This is a genomic window from Nocardia sp. CA-129566, assembly GCF_050956075.1.
Lineage (GTDB): Bacteria > Actinomycetota > Actinomycetes > Mycobacteriales > Mycobacteriaceae > Nocardia.
On the sequence record NZ_CP192085.1, the window covers coordinates 3,006,860 to 3,025,500 of the forward strand.

Below are 18,641 nucleotides of genomic sequence, written 5' to 3' on the forward strand. Positions count from 1 at the left end.
TCTCATGTCCTGGTTTCGTGCCTTGCTGCCGCCGGCCGGACCGCGGCGCATGCTGACGCTGATCACGGTTGCGGCGGCCGTCTCCAGCGGTATCTATTTGTCCACCGTCGTCCTCTACTTCACCAGAATCGTCCGGATCTCGCCGATGCAGGTCGGCGTGGGACTCAGCGTCGCCGGGGCCGCCTGCGTGGTCAGCAATATTCTGGTCGGCCGAATCTCGGATCGGCGTGGCCCGCTCGGTGTGCTGCGCGCCAGCCTGCTCGTCGGTGCCGTCGCGACCGTCGGCTTTCTCGCGGTCGACGGATTCGCGATGTACCTGGTCGTCATTCCGGCGGCGGCCGCGGCGCAGGCGTGCGTCCAGCTGCTGATCTCGGCGATGATCCCGCGGGTAGTCACCAGGCGCGCCAACGAGTTTCGCGCCTACATCCGCTCGGTGCTCAATGTCGGTATCGCCATCGGCATCGGCCTGGCCGCGGTAGCCGTGCAATGGGATTGCGCGCTGGTCTATCGGGTCGCCATCATTATCGCCGCCGGTTTCCTGACCGCGGCGGTACCGCTGGTCGCCAGACTGCCCGAGATGGGGCCAGCGGCGGCGACCGCCGAACATCACGGGGACCGCTGGATCGCGCTGCGGGACCGGCCATATCTGGCACTGACCGCCTTGGACGGCGTGTTGTCGTTGCAGTACCGAATCCAATCGGTCGCCATACCGCTGTGGATCATCGGTGCCACGACCGCGCCGCGCTGGTCGATCGCCGCGATAGACATGGTGAATATCGCCATCGTGGTCCTGTTCCAGGTCCGAGCCAGCCGACGGGTCGTCGACGCCACCGCCGCGGGGGTCGCGCTGCGCCGCAGCGGTTGGGCGTTTCTCATCGCCTGTGTGCTGTTGGCTGCCGCGCACGGATGTGGCGGCTGGGTTGCCGTGCTGATCCTCGGGGTCGGTGCCGCCGTATTGAGCGTCGGCGAATTGTGGCAGACGGCAGGCGGTTTCGAGGCATCCAACGCACTGGCGCCGCCGCAGGACCTCGGTCTGTATCTGGGTGTTTTCGGCATCGGATTGCGCATGGCCGATGCGGTCGGCCCGGCATTGCTGACGTGGCTGTGCCTCAGCTTGGGCGTAATCGGCTGGTACATAACGGGATTCATCCTGCTGGCGGCCGGGCTGCTCGCGCCGGTGGTCATCAGGTGGGCCGCATCGACACGCGACCGGTACGTGCTCGTTCCGGCGCTATGAAACGAATATCTGGGCCGCGGAGGGGCACCGGTGGATATGATTTCTTTTGCACTCGCGGCGACTCTCGGGGCCATATTGCCGGGGCCCGATTTCGCGTTGGTCACGCGTTATTCGTCGATCAGGGGTCTGCGGACAGGTATAGCCGCGGCGTTGGGGATCACCGTCGGTATGGCGGTGAACACCACCGCCGCTGTCCTGGGCATAGGTGCGGCGATCGCCGCGATGCCCGGAGCCTTCACCGCAATCCGCGTGGTCGGTGCCGGCTATCTGCTGTTCCTGGGCGCCAAATTGCTGTGGTCGATGTCCAAGACCGTTCAGCCCGCCGTCGGTGATGTGCCGGGCGGTCTCGACACGGAGCCGTTCCGGCGTGGGTTCGTGGTCAATGTGACGAATCCGAAGGCGATCCTGTTCCTGGTGGCACTGATGACGCACTTCCTACCGCCGGGTTCGTCGTTCGCACACAAGCTGACGCTCGGCACCATCATGGTGCTTCCGGTGCTGATCTGGCTGCTGGTAGTGGCTTTCGGCTTCTCCCGCCTGCAGCGCTTCTTCGCGGCGCACCGCAATCGCCGCGCGATGGACGTGGCCACCGCCGTGGTACTGATGGCGCTCGGTCTGCACGTCGCGGTAGGCGGTGTGCCCGGACCGCCAACCGACGCGGTGAAGGCCGGATTACCGGTGCGTGCGGATGTATCGGTGCCGGTGACCGGTTCCTGGGCGATCGCGGGTCGATAGTGCCGTGTCCAGATAGCTTTTGAGGTAACTGAGATCCGTCGAGCGCAGTCATACGGCGGAGCGTGTCGTGCCGCGTTTCGACTGCGCCCGGCGAGTGAGCCGGACCTGATAGCGCGGCAACCGATCTGGACGGGGCACCAGCTAGAGAATCTCTGCCTGAGAAGATGATCGAACCGACATCAGCAGGCATTGCGGATCATTGGTCGAAGCACTTCACCGCGACCCCGATGCCGCGAGCGCCGGAAGCACAGTCGGTATGACCGCCCCTGGCGCCGCGGCCTCCGGGTTCCACCGGTAGCCGTAACTATGGATGGTCGTGATCAGACCGGGGCGGTTCAATTTTGTTCGCAGCCTGGTGATGTGCACGTACAGCGCGTGCGACACCCCGACGAACGCATCGCCCCAGATGCGGTCCAGCAACTGCTGACGGCTGACCGCCGCACCAGGGCGCTCGACCAGCTCACGCAGCAGTTCGAACTCGACCGGGGTCAGCTGCACCGGCCGACCGGCGACCTCGACCATCCCAGCCAGCAGATCCACCCGAACGTCTCCCGCGACGATCGTCGTTGTCGGCGCGAGGTTTCCGCGGACCGCCGGAGCACGTCGGGCGATCGCGTCCAGCCGAGCCGTCAACTCGCCGACGCGGGCCGGTTTCACCAGGTAATCATCGGCTCCGCTGCGCAGCGCGCGCACCACCGAGCGCTCGTCGGAGTCCGCGGCCAGCACGAGCACCGACATCGAACTGACTTCGCGCAGCTTGCGCAGCGCCTCCAGCCCCGGCATATCCGGCAGCTCGAGGTCCAGGATGGCGGCCTGATAGCGATGGTGTACGACCAGCAGGTCCGCACCTCTGCGTTTGTGATCCGCCTGATGGCCACGCCGGCGCAGCCGGTGCACCAGCGCGTCGGCCTCATCGCTATTGTCATCGACCACGATCACCCGCATACTCGACACCCCTGCCTTCGAATGCTCTGTGCCCGGCCGATTTCGGTTCGGACGGTCGCGATTCGGACACTAGGGCAGCCGCACGGCGAGATCATCCGCCATTCCGGATGGGAATATCCGCATCGATGCGCGGCGAACCGCCAGGTCGGCGGCGATGAGTTCGCGTTCCCAGATGCGGGGACAGCTCGTTCTCTATCACAGTTCAACGCGCCACTTAATATAGTGTCGTCAACTGACGGCACGTTCGATTGGGTGAATCCGCGGCATCAGTGCCGATCCCGCTCACTCATCGGGAATCTGCGGGTGAGCGATGCGCGTTGAGCTGAGAACGTCCGAGATCCGCCCCACGGAATGGGCCATGCTCGCGGCCGCGACCGCGGACTTCTCCGTGTCGGATCGTTGGTTGGAAACAATGGGGCCGCTATTGCCGGGCGAGCCGCGCTGGCTGGTGGCCTATCTCGACGGACGGCCGGAAGTCGGGCTGTACACCCGGTTGCTGAAATCCGCACCGGCAGAACCGCGTTACGACATCGCCGCCATCTTGCGCGGGGAGATCCCATCGCCCGAGCCGCGATCGCCGCTACTGTCCGCACCGGATGCCACATCGCTGTATCCGGCGGTGCTGGCGCTGCAGCCCGGCTACACCTGCATTCCCGCCGGCCCCGGAGCGACCGACCCGGTTGTCCTCGGCCACACCATCCGGGCCGTACATGCCTGGGCCGAGCAGCAGGGCGCCCGGTCGATGTCGTATCTGTACGTCCCGGAACGGCAACATATCTTGCACAGCACGCTGGAAGAGGTTGGCGCACAGCCGGTCCAGCTGTATCCGACGTGCGTCATGCCGCTCGATTTCGGGGATATCGCCGGGTATCTGGCTCAGTTGTCGCGTGAACGGCGGCGGGATCTGCGACGGCTGCTCCGCCGGATGGATGAGAGCGGAGCGGAATTGCGCGAGGACGATCTCGGCGAGGTTCGCGACGAGGTGCTGGAACTGCGGATGGGGTTGCTGCGCAAGTACAGCTCCGCAGGCGACCGCGCCGCCCAAGCGGCGACATTGGACCGGATGATCCGGCATTACCCGCCCGAGGATCGCGTGGTGACCACGGTACGGCAGGGGGATCGGGTTATCGGTTTCTCGCTGTCGCTGCGGCACGGGAATACGCTGCGAGCGCTGTGGTGTGGGCAACGGCCGGAGGCATACGGAACGTATTTCGTGATGCTGTTCTACGGACTGGTGGCGGCCGCATTGCGTCGGGGGTGCACCAGCATCGACTACGGAACCCTCAAGTGGCAGGAGAAGGTTTCCTACGGCTGCCGACTGGAGCAGCTGGCGGGCCACACATGGCTATTGTGAACGGCCACAGCGGAACTCGGCTGTTCATTCCGGGCCAAATCGTCTCCCTGCTCGGTGACGGGCTGGCCGTGCTGGCCATTCCGCTGCTGGTGTTGCAGTTGACCCATAGCCCCGTCGCGGCGGCATTGGCCGCCACACCGCGCACGGTCGGCTACCTGGTCGCCGGGCTACCGGCCGGGCCGGTGGTGGATCGCGCCGATCCCTGGCAGGTGCTCATCATCGCCGATCTGGTGCGGGCGGCGATCTTCGTCGTGCTCTTCGTGCTGACCGTCATGCGAGTCGGTTCGGTGGGTGTCATCCTGGCACTTGCCTTCGGTGCCGGGGTTGCCGGAGTCTTCTTCGAGACGGCATTGGCGGTCGTGGTGCGAGATATCTATCGTGATCGAGCATTGGTGCGCACCAATGCAGTTCTCGAAACGGCGAGCCAGACTTCGATACTGCTCGGGCCGCCGATAGTCGGATTGCTGGCCGCCGCAGTGGGATCGGGTGCCGCGCTGCTGGTGGAGGCGGCGACATTCGTGGTGTCACTTGCGACGCTATGGGGAACCTACCGTCGCCGACCGGGCCCCATCGATCGCCGAGATCCGGTGTCGTGGCGACGGTTCGGAGCCGAATTCCACGCTGGATTACGCCATCTCGCGTCCTCGGCCATCGGCGCATTGGCCGTGCTGCAGGTGGTGACCAATCTGTGTCTGGCGGTCCAGACGCTGATCGTGTTCTTCGCGCATGACTATCTCGGCATGTCGGCGGGTCTGGTCGGCGTAGTGGTGGCCGCCGGTGGCATCGGCGGAATCCTTGGTGCGGCAACCGCTCCCGTGTTCATGACGCGGTTCCGCCCGGTACCGCTGTGCGTGGCCGCCATCCTGGTGATCGGCATCGCCTTGGGCGCGGCGGGTTTCGCGTCGAACCTCTGGTGGCTCGCTCTCGGCAATGGCGTATTGATCTGGGCCGATGTACTGGCCAGCATCGTGGTCCGCACGCTGCGGCAGCAGCTCGTGCCGCGCGAGCTGCTCGGCCGGGTCACCAGTGCCATGCGGACGGTCGTGCTGGCGGCGGCACCGGTCGGTGCTGTGCTCGCGGGCCTGCTCACGCACCTCGACGGCAATAACCCGCGTCCGATCTTCCTTGCGGCCGCGGTACTCATCGGGGTGTGTTCGCCGATCGTCTGGATTTTCGGACTGCGACGCCATCGCGACATTCCCCTGCTCCGCCGCGACGAAGAGTTGGTGACAGTATGAAGCTCTACACTGGCGAGCGCTTGGCCGAATTGGCCCTGGCGCGTGGCCTTTCCGAGGAATACCTGCGTGATCTGCGGATCGTCTCCGCGGTGTTGCCGTTCCGTGTCAACGACTATGTCGATCGCGAGTTGATCGATTGGACGGCAGCGCCCGACGACCCGATCTTCCGGCTCACCTTTCCACACCGAGATATGCTGCCGCCCAGGGTATTCAGCAGTATTGCCGAGTTGTACGATGCCGAGGCCTCGCGGGAAGTGTTGGCCAAGGCGGGCGCACAGGCGCGTCGGCTGCTCAACCCGCATCCCGGTGGCCAACTCGACGCGAATATCCCTGTTCTGCAAGGGAAGCCGCTACTCGGACTACAGCACAAGTATCGGGAGACCGTGCTGGTGTTCCCGTCACAGGGACAGACCTGTCATGCCTACTGCGGCTACTGCTTCCGCTGGGCCCAGTTCGTCGGAACCGAGACCCGCCAGGCGACTTCGGATCCCACCATAGTGACCGCCTACCTGCGCGAGCATCCGGAGGTCACCGATGCGCTGTTCACCGGCGGCGACCCGATGATCATGCGGACCGCGGTGCTGCGCCGCTGGGTCGATCCGCTGCTGGAGCCGGGCCTGGAACATATCCGCACACTGCGTTTCGGCACCAAGGCACTGTCCTACTGGCCGACCCGATTCACCGACGACGCAGACGCGGATGACCTGCTGCGCCTGTTCGAACGGTGTGTGGCCGCGGGTCGGCACGTCGCCGTCATGGCGCACTTCTCACATCCGCGCGAGCTGTCCACCGCCGCGGTGCGTAGGGCCATTGCCCGCATCCGGGACACGGGTGCGGTGATCCGGGCGCAGGCGCCGCTGATCGCGCACGTCAACGACGATGCCGATGTCTGGGCACGGATGTGGCAATCGCTGGTCGAGTTGGGCGTCATCCCGTACTACATGTTCATCGAACGAGACACCGGCGCTCGCAACTATTTCGAGGTTCCGCTGGCACGGGCGCTAGAGATCTACACCGATGCCATTCGACAGGTATCCGGCCTGGCCCGCAGCGCCCGCGGACCGGTCATGTCCACCCACATCGGCAAGGTTGTACTCGATGGTGCCCCAACCATCATGGGGACGAAGGTTTTTGCGCTGCGCATGCTGCAGTCTCGCGACCCGAACGACACCGGCGAGCAGTTCTTCGCACGCTACGACCTTGGCGCACATTGGCTCGACGACCTGGCACCGGCCCTCGGCACGACGATTCCAGGGCAGCCTGGCAGTGAGGTTGTTTAGTTGCGCAACGCTTGGGGGTGCCGTCCTGTGGTTGTGTACGCATCCCCATCTGAATTCGACCGCTGACCGGTTGGCCTAGCGGTACGTCGGGCACGCCGTGACTACGGTGACAAAGCTCGCCTCGTTCAACGGTCTGGCGCGCAGCCAGAGCGTGCCGTCCCGATCGAGACTGACCGCACCGCACAGCATCTTGCCGTCGACCATGGCCATTATCAGTGGCGGTTGCGCGGTGGGTGTCGAGTCGGCGAGGGCGACCGTGATCGCACCGCCCGCCAAGGCGAGGGCGGCGACGGTCACCAACAGCACCGAGCGACGCAGCCGCCGAAAGGTGTTGTCCGCGTAAGCCCGGTACTCGGACCGAAAGGTTTCCGACGCGGGATCGCTGGTGGGTCGCGGTGTGGAAAGGGCCGCGGATCCGGCCGAGAGCGCCGCCGCGAGCGTGGCAATGATGGCCACGACCACGACGCCCCTGACAAAGTCTCGTGTCGAATCCGCGAGCCTGTCCAACCCGGTGAATCCCGTGGCGAAGGCCGCCGCGCTGAAGATCGCGAACACCGCGATCAGTACGATCGACCAACCCGTTGCGAACTTCCGTGCAGCCACGAGACGATCATGTCTGGCATCGAGCAGCGTCCGAAGCCAGAAATCCTGCTCATCCTGCGACACGAATACCACGGTAAGGTGTTGCCACGATTGGGAATTGCGCGCGTATGAACGAGTCGACCCGTGTGCCAGCGCGCATGCCGGGCATGCGCGCTGGCGCCAGCGAACTCAGTCCGCAGAGACCTCGCTGCGGTCGCCGCTCCACAGCGTGTGGTACTTGCCCGGCGCGTCGATCCGCTCGTAGGTGTGGGCGCCGAAGAAGTCGCGCTGGCCCTGGGTGAGTGCGGCCGGGAGCCGTTCGGCGCGCAGGGCGTCGTAGTACGACAGTGAGGACGCGAACGCGGGCACCGGGATGCCGAGCATGGTGGCGGTGGCGACCACGCGGCGCCAGCTGTCGATGGCCGTCTCGATCGCCTCGCGGAAGTACGGTGCGAGGATCAGGCTCGGCAGCGCCGGGTTCTGGTCGTAGGCCTCTTTGATCCGGTTCAGGAAGCGGGCTCGAATGATGCAGCCGCCGCGCCAGATGGTGGCGAGATCGCCGGGGTGCAGATCCCAGTTGTATTCCGCGCTGCCCGCGGCGATCTGGTCGAAGCCCTGGGCGTAGGCGACGATCTTCGACGCGTAGAGCGCCTGGCGGATGTCCTCGGTGAATTGTGCTGCGTCGGTGGGCTTTTCGCCGAGCTTGCCGGCGGCGAGGCCGACCGCGGCCTTGCGCTGGGCACGCGAGCCCGACAGTGCCCGCGCGAAGACCGCCTCGGCGATGCCGGTGACCGGGATGCCCAGATCGAGCGCGGACTTCACGGTCCAGCGACCGGTGCCCTTCTGCTCGGCCGCGTCCACGATCACATCGACCAGCGGCTTGCCGGTCTTGGCGTCCACCTGCTCGAGCACCTCGGCGGTGATCTCGACCAGGTAGCTCTCCAGTTCGCCGGAGTTCCACTGGGTGAAGACGTCGGCGATCTGCTTGGCGTCGAAGCCGAGCGCGTCGCGGAACAGGTGGTAGGCCTCGCCGATCAGCTGCATATCGGCGTATTCGATGCCGTTGTGCACCATCTTGACGAAGTGGCCGGAACCGTCGGGGCCGATATGCGTGCAGCACGGTGTGCCGTCCACCTGCGCCGCAATGGATTCCAGCAGTGGTCCGAGGGATTCGTAGGACTCCTTGGGACCACCGGGCATGATCGCCGGGCCGTTGAGGGCGCCCTCCTCGCCACCGGAGATGCCCGCGCCGACGAAGTTCAGCCCGCGCGCCTTCATCGCGGCCTCGCGGCGAATGGTGTCGGTGTAGAGCGCGTTGCCGCCGTCGATGATGATGTCGCCGGGCTCCATCACGGCGGCCAGTTCCTCGATGACGGCGTCGGTCGGATCGCCCGCCTTGACCATGATCAGCACCCGGCGCGGCTTCTCCAGCGCCGCGACGAACTCCTCGACCGTCTCGGTACGCACGAAGTTGCCGTCATCGCCGTGTTCGGCCAACAGCGCGTCGGTCTTGGCGATGCTGCGATTGTGCAGGGCCACCGTGTAGCCGTGCCTGGCGAAGTTGCGCGCGATATTGCTACCCATGACCGCGAGGCCGGTAACCCCGATCTGTGCGGATGCTGTTGCGGACGCCATGAATCAGCTCTCTCCGTTCGACGGGCGTTGTACCTATCGTCCGAAGCTTAGTCACCCCCGGCGGCGATGATTCACCCGTGTCGCTCGGCTTTCGTTGGTGTTCGCGTCAGCGGGCGATGAGGCCGTGCATATCCTGCTGAACGAAGTCGAAGAAGTCGGCGGCCTCGGTGAGTCGTCGCCCGGTCAGGGTGTCCGCGCCGAAGGTGTCGACGCCGTACTGCAGGTCGGCCTTCCATGCGTCGAGTGAGTCGTTGTGCAGGGTGAGCACCGTTACCCACCCGTTGTCCCGATTGCGGTACTGGTCCGTGCGGGTGCGCGGCACCCGCTCGCGGGAGACTAATCGATCTGCGCGAGGAAGCGGAGCGCAGCCGAGATCGACGGCTGACCGACCTGTCGCGCTTCGGCGAGTTCGGCCGCGGTCATGACGCCTCTTTCGCTGATCAGCAGCTGCGCGAGGACCCGGGCGGCCAGCTGCGGCACGCCGCTGGCCGCCATCGCTGCGCCGAGTCGTTCGACGAAGGCACGTGCCCGCTCCGATTCCGCTTCGGGTCTGTTGCCGTCATGGGGCAGAGCCTCCCGGTCTAGTTTCTGAACGACCCGGCCCTGCTCGGTGCCGTCGCACCGGGCGAACTCTCCGGCACCCGCCGCTTCGGATATTTGGCCGCGCTCTGCCTCGCGGTACTGGTCGTCGGTCTGGACACCACCGTGTTGAATGTCGCGCTCCCGACGCTCTCGGTCGACCTCGGCGCGGTGATCGCTTGTCCAAGGGAGTTCGGAGCTCGGAGTTGCCGGGCGGGGGAGGGCAGCTTTGGCTGCGCTGCCATTTGCAGGTCCTCGTACGGCGGGGCGTTCAGGGTTTTTCGACCAGTGTCCGCACCATCTGGCGGCTTGGTTCCAGGTAGCGTTGGCGGGCCTCGGCGAACAGGTGGACGCTGGCGGGGCCCGGCCAGTCGGCGGGCAGCATCTCGTCAGGGAGGCCCGGGTCGATGTAGGGGAGGATTCGCCATTCGTCGAGCATCAGGGTGAAGCGTGCGAAGGGGTTTCGGTCGGGGGTGTCGTCGAGAATGTTGCGGTGTCGCTGGTAGAAGGTTCGGTGCCGGGCTGCGAGATCGTCAAGGTTCCACCATTGCGCGGCGGCCTGTCGCAGGGTGCCGGGTACGAGGGGGTCGGTGGCGCGGAACGAGGTTACGTAGCCGTCGAGTGCCAAGGCGGTGATGATGGCGGCGGCCTCCGTCGCGAGGTACTCGGGGTAGATCCACAGACCCGCCGAGACTGTGCCGCAGCCGATCGCGGTCAGTCGGCGCCGAAGCTGGTGTCTGGCGGCGCGTTCGGACTCCGGGATGCCGAAGGACAGGAGCCGCCAGGCATCACCTGCGGCCATCTGGCGGAATCCGAAGATGCGCGGGTCGCCGCGGGCGAACATCGCCAGTGCGGGCTCGGTCAACGCATAACCCGCACGTCCGCAACGGCTTTCGGCGCGCAGCACGCCCTTGGTCTTGAGGCGGGTGATCGCCGTGCGGGTGCTCGGCGCCGGAATGTCGAGTAGGGCGAGCAGTTCGGCGAAGTCCGCGATCGCGATCCACCCGCCGAGGTCGCGGACGTATGCGCCGAGCACGGTGCGGGCCAGTGAGGTCGCGCTACCGGGCCGCGCGTCGATGTCATCGAGTACCGCGCCCGCGAACTGCGGATCGGGCGTTGTCTCGAGGTGAGTCGAACGGTGGTCGGGGTGCTGAGCCGTCATGTGATTCGATCCGCCGTTGCGGGTCAGTGTCCGGTCCAGGTGCGGACGGCGAAAAGTTCGGGGAAGTAGGTGTGGTCGAGTGCGCGTTGCAGGAATCCGGCGCCGCTGGATCCGCCCGTCCCGCCTTTCCTTCCGATGACGCGCAGCACGGTGCGCAGATGCCGGAACCGCCACAGCTGGAAGTTCTCCTCGAGGTCGACCAGTTCCTCGAATGCCTCGTACACGGACCAATGTTGTTCCGGCGCTTGGTAAATGGACTGCACCAAGGCGAGGAGTTCGGGGTCCAGGGTGTGGGCCTCGGTGACATCGCGTGCCAACATCGAGCGGGGCACATCGAGCCCGGTGCGGGCGAGGTGATGCCAGAAGGCATCGTAGAGGGTCGGTTCGCGCAAGAGCGTGGCCAGCTGATCATGTGCCGCCGCATCGGATTCGAAGACCCGGAGCACCGCCGCGTTCTTATTGCCGAGGATGAACTCGATGGCGCGGTACTGATGGGACTGGAAGCCCGATGAGTTCCCCAGGAAGCCGCGGAACTGCGCGTATTCGGTGGGTGTCAGCGTCGCCAGCACGGACCACTGCTCGGTCAGCGTTTTCTGGATGTGTTCGACCCGCGCAACACATTTCAGCGCGACCCCGATCTCGTCGGCATCGAAAGCTGCTCGCGCGGCCCGTATTTCATGCAGCACCAGCTTCAGCCACAGCTCAGTGGTCTGATGCTGAACAATGAACAGCAATTCATCATGGTGCTCCGGTCGGCTGACCGGATGCTGCGCACCGAGCAACGTTTCGAGGTCCAGGTAGGCGCTGTAGCTCATGCGCGAACTGAAATCAGTGACGATGTCGTGTTCGAGTCCGTCACGGTGAATGGTCATCAGCGGCCCCGTTCTCCTGCGGTCCCCGATCACCGTATTACATCATCATGACGGCCACTAGGATTGTGTTATATCGCGATCCGATGACCGATCGAGAGTCCGGGCATCCGTAGCGCCGAGGCTGGCCAGCAGCCGCAAGTTGTCGTGGGATTCGGTACCGGGTTCGGCGGACAGGACAACGAGTTCGGTGCCGGTTTCCTCGGGGAGGGCGAAGTTTTCCTGGTGTAGGTCCAGGGTGCCGACCAGGGGATGGGCGAAGGCCTTGCGACCGTGGGTCCGGGAGCGGACATCGGCACGGGCCCACAGTTTGCGGAAGCGGTCGCTGTGCACGGCCAGTTCACCGATCAGGGCCGACAGTTTCGGGTCGTCCGGATACTTGCCCGCGGCCAAGCGCAGATGGCCGACCGTATCGCGGGTGCAGACATCCCATTCGGCATAGAGCGAGCGGCCCTCGTCGTCGGGGTCGTCCAGGAAGATGTGCCGGGCGATATTCAGACCCTTCATCGGACAGTGCCCGTACAGCAGTTCCGCGAGCTGGTTGCCCGCCACCACGTCGAGGCGGTGATCGACGATGAACGCGGGCGCGTCGGGGATGAGGTCCAGCACCCGCAGCAACTCGGGACGGACGCGGACATTCGGTGCCGACTTCGCCGGGCGCTGCGGGCGGCGTGCCAGCCGGTGCAGGTGCTCGCGCTCCACCTCGTCGAGGCCGAGAACCCGGGCCAGCGCATCGAGCACCTGCGCCGACGGCTGCCGGGCCCGCCCCTGCTCCAAGCGCACGTAATAGTCGACGCTCACCCCGGACAGGTGCGCGACCTCCTCACGGCGCAATCCCGCTACTCGACGGCGCGAATCGGTGGCAATGCCAACCGACCCCGGATCCACCCGCGATCGCCGCGTGCGCAGGAAGTCGGAGAGATCGTCCATCCCTCCAGTATTGCCACGGGTTCGCGGCCCGAGGGTGGTCCTGCCGATACCAGGAAGTCCCGTCCGATGGATGAAGCGTCTCTGAACGGCGGGCCCGCCGGCTCCCAGGATCGAACACATCCGATCCGAAGGAGCAGCAATGCGGACACTCATCGTCCACGCCCACCCCGAATCGCGGTCGCTCAATGGCGCACTGAAGGACATCGCGGTCACCACCCTGCGCGAAGCCGGGCACGAGGTACAGGTCAGTGACCTGTACGCGATGCGATGGAAGCCGTCGGTCGACGCCGACGACTTCGGCGCGACCAGCAGCCCGCTGCGGGTCGCGCAAGACTCCGGTCACGCCTACGACACCGGGACGCTCACCGCCGATATCGCGGCCGAGCAGGAAAAACTGCGCTGGGCGGATACAGTGATCCTGCAATTCCCGCTGTGGTGGTACTCGATGCCCGCGATCCTCAAGGGCTGGGTCGACCGGGTCTTCACCTACCACTTCGCCTATGGCGTCGGCGAACACAGCGACACCCGCTACGGCGACCGCTACGGCGAGGGCACCCTCGCGGGCAAGCGGGCCATGCTGTCGGTGACGATCGGCGGCCGCGAACCGTATTACACCGACCGCGGAATCAACGGCCCCATCGACGATCTGCTCTTCCCGATCCAGCACGGCATCCTCTACTACCCCGGTATGGACGTGCTGCCGCCGTTCGTGACATACGGCGCGGATCGGCTATCACCAGCGGACTTCACCGATGTCGCCAAGACATGGGAGCAGCGGTTGCTATCGATCGAGCAGACCGATCCGATCGCCTTCCGCACCCAGAACGGCGGCGATTACGAACTGCCCGACCTGCGCCTGCGCGAGGGGCTGGAAGCCAAGGGCCGCACGGGTTTCGGGCTACACGTGCGTGCTTGATCCGCGTACGCATGGTACTGCGCTTGCGTCATTTCGCATGCCGACCGGTCGGGGCTCGTGGGCGAGTCAGCGGGCGAACAGCCCGACGAGGGTGCCGCTGGCGATGACGTGTTCGGTGATATCCGATCGGATCACGTCGGCGCTGGTTTCCTCGGTGAACCCGAGCGATTGGTCGAGCGCGTAGAGGCGGAAGAAGTACCGGTGTGGGTCGTCGCCCTTGGGCGGGCGCGGACCGCTCCAGCCGATTTCGCCGAAGTCATTGCGACCCGCGACGGCAGGCAGTGGTGACGCTTCCGCACGGACACCGATGGTCGTCGGTGCGATGCCGGTCAGGACCCAGTGTGTGAACGGGCCACCCGGTGCGTCCTGGTCCTCGCACAGCAGGACCAACTCCACGGCGTCGTCGGGGATGCCGTGCCACTCCAGCGGCGGGGAGACATTTCCGCCATCGTATGAGTAGCGCTCGGGAATCGTCGTGTGGTCGCTGAACGCGGTACTGCGCAGCTCGGCCCGCACCGGGGTCCGTTGCACGTGGCTACCAGGATTCGCCATCGTCTTCCTCCCGTCGATTGTGCTTGCGTTGCCCGCGCAAGATCGCAGCGCGGCGGCCGCGCGCGCCGAGCAGGGGCATTGTGCGAGTTACCACTGAGCGACCCGCTAAACCGCCGCGCTGTGCGATCCATCGTCGAACAGGTCAGATCAGTGCCAGCTCCTCGGCGAGGGTCTTGACCGTGTCGCGAATCTGATCCTCGGTGTGGCATGCGGTGACGAAGAACCGCAGGCGCGCGAGGTTGTCCGGGACGGCGGGATACAGGATCGGATTGACGTTGATACCGCGCTTCAACAGCGCAGTGGACAGTTTCAGCGTCTTCAGCGAGTCGCCGACGATGCACGGGATGATGGGGGTGTCCTGGCTGTCACCGGTATTGATTCCGGCGTCGCGAGCCAGGCGCAGGAACAGCCGCGCATTGCGCTCCAGTCGATCGAGCGGTTCGCGGTCGGCCCGCAGTTGACGGATGGCCGCCAAGGACGCGGCCGCATTCATGGGCGTCATGCCGACGCTGTAGACGAATCCCGGCGTGGTGTATTTCAGGAAGCGGATCAGTTCGGCGCTGCCCGCCACATAGCCACCGCAGCCGGCCAGCGCCTTCGACATCGTGCCCGACCACAACTCGACATCGCCGCGATCGACGCCGAAGTGCTCGCCGATCCCGCCGCCGTGCGCGCCGAGTACGCCGATGCTGTGTGCCTCGTCGATCATCAGCAGCGCCTGGTGCCTGCGCTTGATCTCGATGATGGCGGGCAGGTCCGGAATATCGCCGTCCTGGCTGTAGATGCCTTCGATGAGGATCAGCACCCGGCGGTACTGGTGCCGGATTTCGGTGAGCAGCCGATCGAGTGTCCGGTGGTCGTTGTGTGGGAACGGACGGCGGGTCGCGCCGGACAGTTTGCAGCCCTGCAGGATGCTGTCGTGGGCCAGACTGTCGTGGATCACCAGATCCTGCGGCCCGACGAGGTGGCCGATGATGGTGACATTCGTGGAGTGCCCGCCGACGAGTGCGACCGCGTCCTCGGTGCCGAGCAGTGCGGCGAGTTCGGCTTCCAGTTCGCGGTGCACCGGCTTTTCACCGGAGAGCACGCGGCTGGCCGAGACCGAACTGCCGTACCGGGCGACGGCGTCCTGGACGGCCGCGACGACCGCCGGATGACCGGACATGCCCAGGTAGTTGTAGCTGGAGAAGTTGAGCACCCGCGCACCGTCGATGACCGAGGTGTCCCTGGTGACGCCATCGTTGATCAGGAAGTACGGGTTGGACAGACCGAGCTCTTCGGCGCCCGCGAGCCGGTCCGCGATCGCCCGCACCTCGGCGAAGTCGCCGATGCGGTATTCCGGCGCGACCGCCGCCCGTCCGGGTTCGGGAGCGCGCGGGTCGGTGATGACCTGACCCGCGACATAGGCGATGAGGTCACCCAACGTCGTCGTCGCGGTGAACCAGGCCGGATCGACGGTCAGTCCCGGCAGTTTGCGGACCAGCCCGCCGAACAGATCGGTGAGCATGAGGGAATCGAGTCCGAGGCCGTCGGTGATGGTTCGGTCGTCGCGCAGCAGGGCCGCCGGGAGCCCGCTCACCCGGGCCACTTCCGCGTGTACGAGATCGGCGACCCTATCCGCGCTCACAGCCGGTTGGGCACTCACGACCGGTTGGGCGGCCACCGTCCGGAACTCGGCAGGCGTCGTTGCGACACTTGCCAATACGGCGGCCTGCTCGCGGAAGAGTGCGATCAACTGGTCCATGGTGGTTGCCTCGGGGGTGCTGGAAGTGGTTGTGCGGGTGCACGGTTCGACCCAGAAGCGGTGTTCGGTCGAGAACTCGTACGACGGCAGGCGGCGACGGACTCGCTGGGCCGGTGTGTAGAACTGATCCCAATCGAGGGCGAAACCGTCGCGGTACAGCGCGGCGAGGGTTCGGGTGAGTTCGGTGCCGGTCGCATCCGGCCCTGGGCTCGGCACCAGGCACCTCGCCGCGATATCGGGACGCATCCGCCCGACCAGGGCCGCCAGCACCCGGCGCGGGCCGATCTCGATGAGATGGCTGGGTTCGGTGCCGAGTGCGGCCGTGATGGCGTCGGCGAATCGGACAGTGGCACAGACGTGTTCGGTCCAGTACGCGGCGTCCATCGGTTCGGACGCATCGAGCAAGCGGCCGCGCACGGTCGAGTAGATGGGAATATTCGGCGCCCGGTAGACACAGGCGCGGGCGACGGCCTCGAATTCGGCCAGCATCGGTTCCATCAGTGTGCTGTGGAATGCGTGGGAAACGTTGAGCGCCTTGGTGATCACCGCGCGCTCAGCAAGAGCCGCCCGAATCCATTCGATCGCCGCGGCCGGACCGGAGACCACGATGTCCGCCGGACCGTTGACGGCGGCGACCGTGAGCAAAGGTTCCTCGGCGAGCAAATCAGCGACCTGGGCCGCACCCGTTCGGACCGCGAGCATCGCGCCGCCCGTCGGCAACTGCCGCATCAGCCGACCGCGCGCGACCACCAGACGACACGCGTCGTCGAGGTCGAAAACGCCCGCGACCGCGGCGGCCGCGAATTCGCCGATGCTGTGGCCGATCAGCCATGCGGGCCGGACGCCTGCCTCGGCGAGTGCGCGGGCCAGTGCGTATTCCATGGCGAAGATGGCGGGTTGCGCGACTTCGGTGGAGTCGATGTCGATGCTCTCATCGAGCAGTAGATCGCGCACCGATCGACCCAGGTGTTCGATCATGTAATCGTCGACTGCCCACAGAGCTCGCGCGAACGATGGGTTGGCCGCGTCCAATGCCCGTGCCATGCCGGCGAATTGCGAGCCCTGGCCGGTGAACATCCAACCGGTGCTCATCGCCTGTGCCACACCGACTTCCGGCTCGCCCAGCAGCTCCGCGATGGCCTCGGCACGATCGGCTGCGACGATCGCGAGTCGGGTGCGCCCGCTGGATTTGATCTGGTTGCTGGTCCAGCACAGCTGTGCGAACCGATCCTCCGGTGCCGTCGCCAGTGCGTCGGCGAGTCGAAGTGCGTTGCGGCGCAATCCTTGCTGGTCATTCGACGAAAGCGTGAGTACGCCCGCGCCGGCGGCGGCCGCAGTGCCGGTCGCGGGTGCGCTCGCCAGCACGATATGCGCATTCGTGCCGCCGATCCCGAAACTGCTGACCCCGCCGAGCGCCGGACCGCGCAGCGGCATCGGCTCCGCGATCAGGCGTAGGCCGTGTCGCTGCATGCGTAGCTTCGGGTTTTCCTGTTCAGCGAATTTCGTCGGTGTGACGACACCGTGGTGCAGTCCGAGTGCGACCTTGATGAGCCCGGCCACGCCGGCAGCGCCCTCGGTATGGCCGAGATTGCCCTTGATGGAACCGATGCCACAGGGTTCGGTGCGATTGGTCCCATGCAGTGCACCGAGCGCCTTGACCTCGATCATGTCGCCGAGAATCGTTCCGGTGCCGTGTGCCTCGATGAAATCCACGTCCTCGGGCCGGACCCCGGCCCGCTGATACGCCTCGGTGATCACCTGCTGCTGTGCCCACCGGTTCGGTGCGGTGATGCCATTGCTGCGGCCATCGGAGTTGACCGCACTGCCCTTGATCACCGCGTAGATCGGCAGCCCCGCGGCCACCGCATCGGCCAGCCGGCGCAGAATGAGTACGGCGACACCCTCACCGCGCACGATCCCATCGGCATTGCCGCTGAACGGTTTACACCGGGCATCCGGCGAGGACAGGCCCGCCTGGGTATAGAACACACCGACGGCCGGGGTGAGTACGAGGTTCACCCCACCGGCAACGGCTTGATCGCATTCGCCGGAAGCCAGTGCGGCACAGGCGAGATGGACCGCGACCAGCGATGACGAACAGGCGGTATCGACCGCCATACTCGGGCCGCGCAGATCGAGCTGGTAGGACAGCCGGTTCGCGGTCATGAAGTACCCATTGCCCGAACCGAACTGCGGCGTGATGGCGGCGTAGTCGCTCATCTGCAGATTCGCCCATTCGTTTGCCATCACGCCCACGAAAACGCCGGTGCGCGAACCGGCCTGGGCCCGTGGATCGAGTGTGGCGTCTTCGAAGGCGCGCCAGGTGGTCTGCAGCAGGAGGCGCTGTTGCGGATCCATTGCCTCGGCCTCGCGCGGTGCGATACCGAAGAATTCGTGGTCGAACGCGTCCGCGTCATCGAGGAATCCGCCGCTGCGGGTATTGATGGTGCCGGGCGCACCGGCGGGGTCGTGGAAGTCGTCGGCCTGCCAGCGGTTGGCGGGCACCTCCGAAATCGCGTCACGTCCGTCGAGCAGCAACTGCCACAGCGCGGTCGGATCGGGTGCCTGCGGGAATCGGCAATCCAGGCCGACGATGGCGATGTCGGTCATGCGGCTTCGGTGAGTTCGGCGGCCAGATACTCGGCGATATCGGCGATGGTGGGGTAGTCGAAAACCACCGTCGGATCGATATCGACCTGCCAGCGGTCCTCGATCTCGCCACACAGGCTCACCGCCGATACCGAGTCGAGGCCGAGCTCGGCGACCGGGACCGTCGGATCCACATGGTGTGGTGCACGGTCGGTGTAGTCGGCGACGCGCGTCACGAGCCAGCCCTCGATGACGGTCGGTCGGGCGATGGTGTCGGTGGTGAACAAGTTCGAC

At 66.0% G+C, this 18,641-nt stretch carries 17 protein-coding genes; 6 read left to right on the forward strand and 11 right to left on the reverse strand.

Going from position 1 to position 18,641, the window contains the following annotated elements; genetic code table 11:
- Nucleotides 1–4: 4 nt before the first annotated feature.
- Nucleotides 5–1,237, forward strand: a complete 1,233-nt coding sequence (locus ACQP0C_RS13120) for an MFS transporter (RefSeq protein ID WP_433733195.1) — start codon at nucleotides 5–7, stop codon at nucleotides 1,235–1,237.
- Nucleotides 1,238–1,273: 36 nt separating this feature from the next.
- Nucleotides 1,274–1,972 (forward strand): LysE family translocator, encoded by a 699-nt coding sequence (locus ACQP0C_RS13125; RefSeq protein WP_433733196.1) that lies wholly within the window; start codon nucleotides 1,274–1,276, stop codon nucleotides 1,970–1,972.
- A gap of 213 nt (nucleotides 1,973–2,185) precedes the next feature.
- Here ACQP0C_RS13125 and ACQP0C_RS13130 read toward each other — a convergent pair whose 3' ends face one another.
- Nucleotides 2,186–2,917 carry a response regulator transcription factor gene (locus ACQP0C_RS13130; RefSeq protein ID WP_433733197.1) on the reverse strand — a complete coding sequence of 244 codons (732 nt, stop codon included), beginning with the start codon at nucleotides 2,915–2,917 and terminating at the stop codon, nucleotides 2,186–2,188.
- Between the two features lie 310 nt (nucleotides 2,918–3,227).
- Here ACQP0C_RS13130 and ACQP0C_RS13135 point away from each other — a divergent pair, with 310 nt between their 5' ends.
- Genes ACQP0C_RS13135 through ACQP0C_RS13145 form a run of 3 tightly spaced genes read left to right on the forward strand, consistent with a single transcriptional unit; the run spans nucleotide 3,228 to nucleotide 6,789 of the window.
- Entirely contained in the window at nucleotides 3,228–4,271 is a 1,044-nt protein-coding gene (locus tag ACQP0C_RS13135; RefSeq protein ID WP_433733198.1) for a GNAT family N-acetyltransferase, read from the forward strand.
- The gene (locus ACQP0C_RS13140) at nucleotides 4,259–5,509 is read left to right on the forward strand and encodes an MFS transporter (RefSeq protein WP_433733199.1); all 1,251 of its coding nucleotides are present in this window, start codon (nucleotides 4,259–4,261) and stop codon (nucleotides 5,507–5,509) included. The genes ACQP0C_RS13135 and ACQP0C_RS13140 overlap by 13 nt, the downstream gene beginning before the upstream one ends.
- Nucleotides 5,506–6,789, forward strand: a complete 1,284-nt coding sequence (locus ACQP0C_RS13145) for a KamA family radical SAM protein (protein WP_433733200.1) — start codon at nucleotides 5,506–5,508, stop codon at nucleotides 6,787–6,789. Before ACQP0C_RS13140 ends, ACQP0C_RS13145 begins: the two co-directional genes overlap by 4 nt.
- 75 nt (nucleotides 6,790–6,864) lie before the next feature.
- On the opposite strand, the gene ACQP0C_RS13150 is transcribed toward ACQP0C_RS13145, so the two are convergent.
- From ACQP0C_RS13150 to ACQP0C_RS13180, 7 genes are all read right to left on the reverse strand, one after another.
- A complete protein-coding gene (locus ACQP0C_RS13150; protein WP_433733201.1) occupies nucleotides 6,865–7,392 on the reverse strand; it encodes a hypothetical protein in 528 nt (175 codons plus the stop codon).
- Between the two features lie 168 nt (nucleotides 7,393–7,560).
- On the reverse strand, nucleotides 7,561–9,006 hold the full coding sequence (gene gndA, locus ACQP0C_RS13155) for an NADP-dependent phosphogluconate dehydrogenase (RefSeq protein WP_433733202.1): 1,446 nt from the start codon (nucleotides 9,004–9,006) through the stop codon (nucleotides 7,561–7,563).
- Nucleotides 9,007–9,112: 106 nt separating this feature from the next.
- A complete protein-coding gene (locus tag ACQP0C_RS13160; RefSeq protein ID WP_433733203.1) occupies nucleotides 9,113–9,328 on the reverse strand; it encodes a hypothetical protein in 216 nt (71 codons plus the stop codon).
- A gap of 14 nt (nucleotides 9,329–9,342) precedes the next feature.
- Nucleotides 9,343–9,501 (reverse strand): hypothetical protein, encoded by a 159-nt coding sequence (locus tag ACQP0C_RS13165; protein WP_433733204.1) that lies wholly within the window; start codon nucleotides 9,499–9,501, stop codon nucleotides 9,343–9,345.
- A gap of 355 nt (nucleotides 9,502–9,856) precedes the next feature.
- Complete coding sequence (locus ACQP0C_RS13170; RefSeq protein WP_433733205.1) at nucleotides 9,857–10,747, reverse strand: PaaX family transcriptional regulator; 891 nt, start codon at nucleotides 10,745–10,747, stop codon at nucleotides 9,857–9,859.
- Between the two features lie 23 nt (nucleotides 10,748–10,770).
- Complete coding sequence (locus ACQP0C_RS13175; RefSeq protein WP_433733206.1) at nucleotides 10,771–11,619, reverse strand: tryptophan 2,3-dioxygenase; 849 nt, start codon at nucleotides 11,617–11,619, stop codon at nucleotides 10,771–10,773.
- Nucleotides 11,620–11,676: 57 nt separating this feature from the next.
- Nucleotides 11,677–12,546 (reverse strand): helix-turn-helix transcriptional regulator, encoded by an 870-nt coding sequence (locus tag ACQP0C_RS13180; protein ID WP_433733207.1) that lies wholly within the window; start codon nucleotides 12,544–12,546, stop codon nucleotides 11,677–11,679.
- Nucleotides 12,547–12,685: 139 nt separating this feature from the next.
- Between ACQP0C_RS13180 and ACQP0C_RS13185 the strand changes: the two genes are divergently transcribed.
- Nucleotides 12,686–13,462 carry an NAD(P)H-dependent oxidoreductase gene (locus ACQP0C_RS13185; protein WP_433733208.1) on the forward strand — a complete coding sequence of 259 codons (777 nt, stop codon included), beginning with the start codon at nucleotides 12,686–12,688 and terminating at the stop codon, nucleotides 13,460–13,462.
- Between the two features lie 66 nt (nucleotides 13,463–13,528).
- On the opposite strand, the gene ACQP0C_RS13190 is transcribed toward ACQP0C_RS13185, so the two are convergent.
- The 3 genes from ACQP0C_RS13190 to ACQP0C_RS13200 all read right to left on the reverse strand — a co-directional run bounded on the left by ACQP0C_RS13190 (nucleotide 13,529) and on the right by ACQP0C_RS13200 (nucleotide 18,634).
- Nucleotides 13,529–14,014 carry a YbhB/YbcL family Raf kinase inhibitor-like protein gene (locus ACQP0C_RS13190; RefSeq protein ID WP_433733209.1) on the reverse strand — a complete coding sequence of 162 codons (486 nt, stop codon included), beginning with the start codon at nucleotides 14,012–14,014 and terminating at the stop codon, nucleotides 13,529–13,531.
- Between the two features lie 142 nt (nucleotides 14,015–14,156).
- The gene (locus ACQP0C_RS13195; RefSeq protein ID WP_433733210.1) at nucleotides 14,157–18,368 is read right to left on the reverse strand and encodes a type I polyketide synthase; all 4,212 of its coding nucleotides are present in this window, start codon (nucleotides 18,366–18,368) and stop codon (nucleotides 14,157–14,159) included.
- The gene (locus ACQP0C_RS13200; RefSeq protein ID WP_433733211.1) at nucleotides 18,365–18,634 is read right to left on the reverse strand and encodes an acyl carrier protein; all 270 of its coding nucleotides are present in this window, start codon (nucleotides 18,632–18,634) and stop codon (nucleotides 18,365–18,367) included. Before ACQP0C_RS13200 ends, ACQP0C_RS13195 begins: the two co-directional genes overlap by 4 nt.
- Nucleotides 18,635–18,641 lie beyond the last annotated feature (7 nt).

What these genes read in the sequence shown, in the direction of transcription:
- ACQP0C_RS13120 (WP_433733195.1), top strand. Translation starts at nt 5, where the DNA reads ATGTCCTGGTTTCGTGCCTTGCTGCCGCCGGCCGGACCGCGGCGCATG.
- ACQP0C_RS13125 (WP_433733196.1), top strand. Translation starts at nt 1,274, where the DNA reads ATGATTTCTTTTGCACTCGCGGCGACTCTCGGGGCCATATTGCCGGGG.
- ACQP0C_RS13130 (WP_433733197.1), bottom strand. Translation starts at nt 2,917, where the DNA reads ATGCGGGTGATCGTGGTCGATGACAATAGCGATGAGGCCGACGCGCTG.
- ACQP0C_RS13135 (WP_433733198.1), top strand. Translation starts at nt 3,228, where the DNA reads ATGCGCGTTGAGCTGAGAACGTCCGAGATCCGCCCCACGGAATGGGCC.
- ACQP0C_RS13140 (WP_433733199.1), top strand. Translation starts at nt 4,259, where the DNA reads ATGGCTATTGTGAACGGCCACAGCGGAACTCGGCTGTTCATTCCGGGC.
- ACQP0C_RS13145 (WP_433733200.1), top strand. Translation starts at nt 5,506, where the DNA reads ATGAAGCTCTACACTGGCGAGCGCTTGGCCGAATTGGCCCTGGCGCGT.
- gndA (WP_433733202.1), bottom strand. Translation starts at nt 9,006, where the DNA reads ATGGCGTCCGCAACAGCATCCGCACAGATCGGGGTTACCGGCCTCGCG.
- ACQP0C_RS13165 (WP_433733204.1), bottom strand. Translation starts at nt 9,501, where the DNA reads ATGGCGGCCAGCGGCGTGCCGCAGCTGGCCGCCCGGGTCCTCGCGCAG.
- ACQP0C_RS13170 (WP_433733205.1), bottom strand. Translation starts at nt 10,747, where the DNA reads ATGACGGCTCAGCACCCCGACCACCGTTCGACTCACCTCGAGACAACG.
- ACQP0C_RS13175 (WP_433733206.1), bottom strand. Translation starts at nt 11,619, where the DNA reads ATGACCATTCACCGTGACGGACTCGAACACGACATCGTCACTGATTTC.
- ACQP0C_RS13180 (WP_433733207.1), bottom strand. Translation starts at nt 12,546, where the DNA reads ATGGACGATCTCTCCGACTTCCTGCGCACGCGGCGATCGCGGGTGGAT.
- ACQP0C_RS13185 (WP_433733208.1), top strand. Translation starts at nt 12,686, where the DNA reads ATGCGGACACTCATCGTCCACGCCCACCCCGAATCGCGGTCGCTCAAT.
- ACQP0C_RS13190 (WP_433733209.1), bottom strand. Translation starts at nt 14,014, where the DNA reads ATGGCGAATCCTGGTAGCCACGTGCAACGGACCCCGGTGCGGGCCGAG.
- ACQP0C_RS13195 (WP_433733210.1), bottom strand. Translation starts at nt 18,368, where the DNA reads ATGACCGACATCGCCATCGTCGGCCTGGATTGCCGATTCCCGCAGGCA.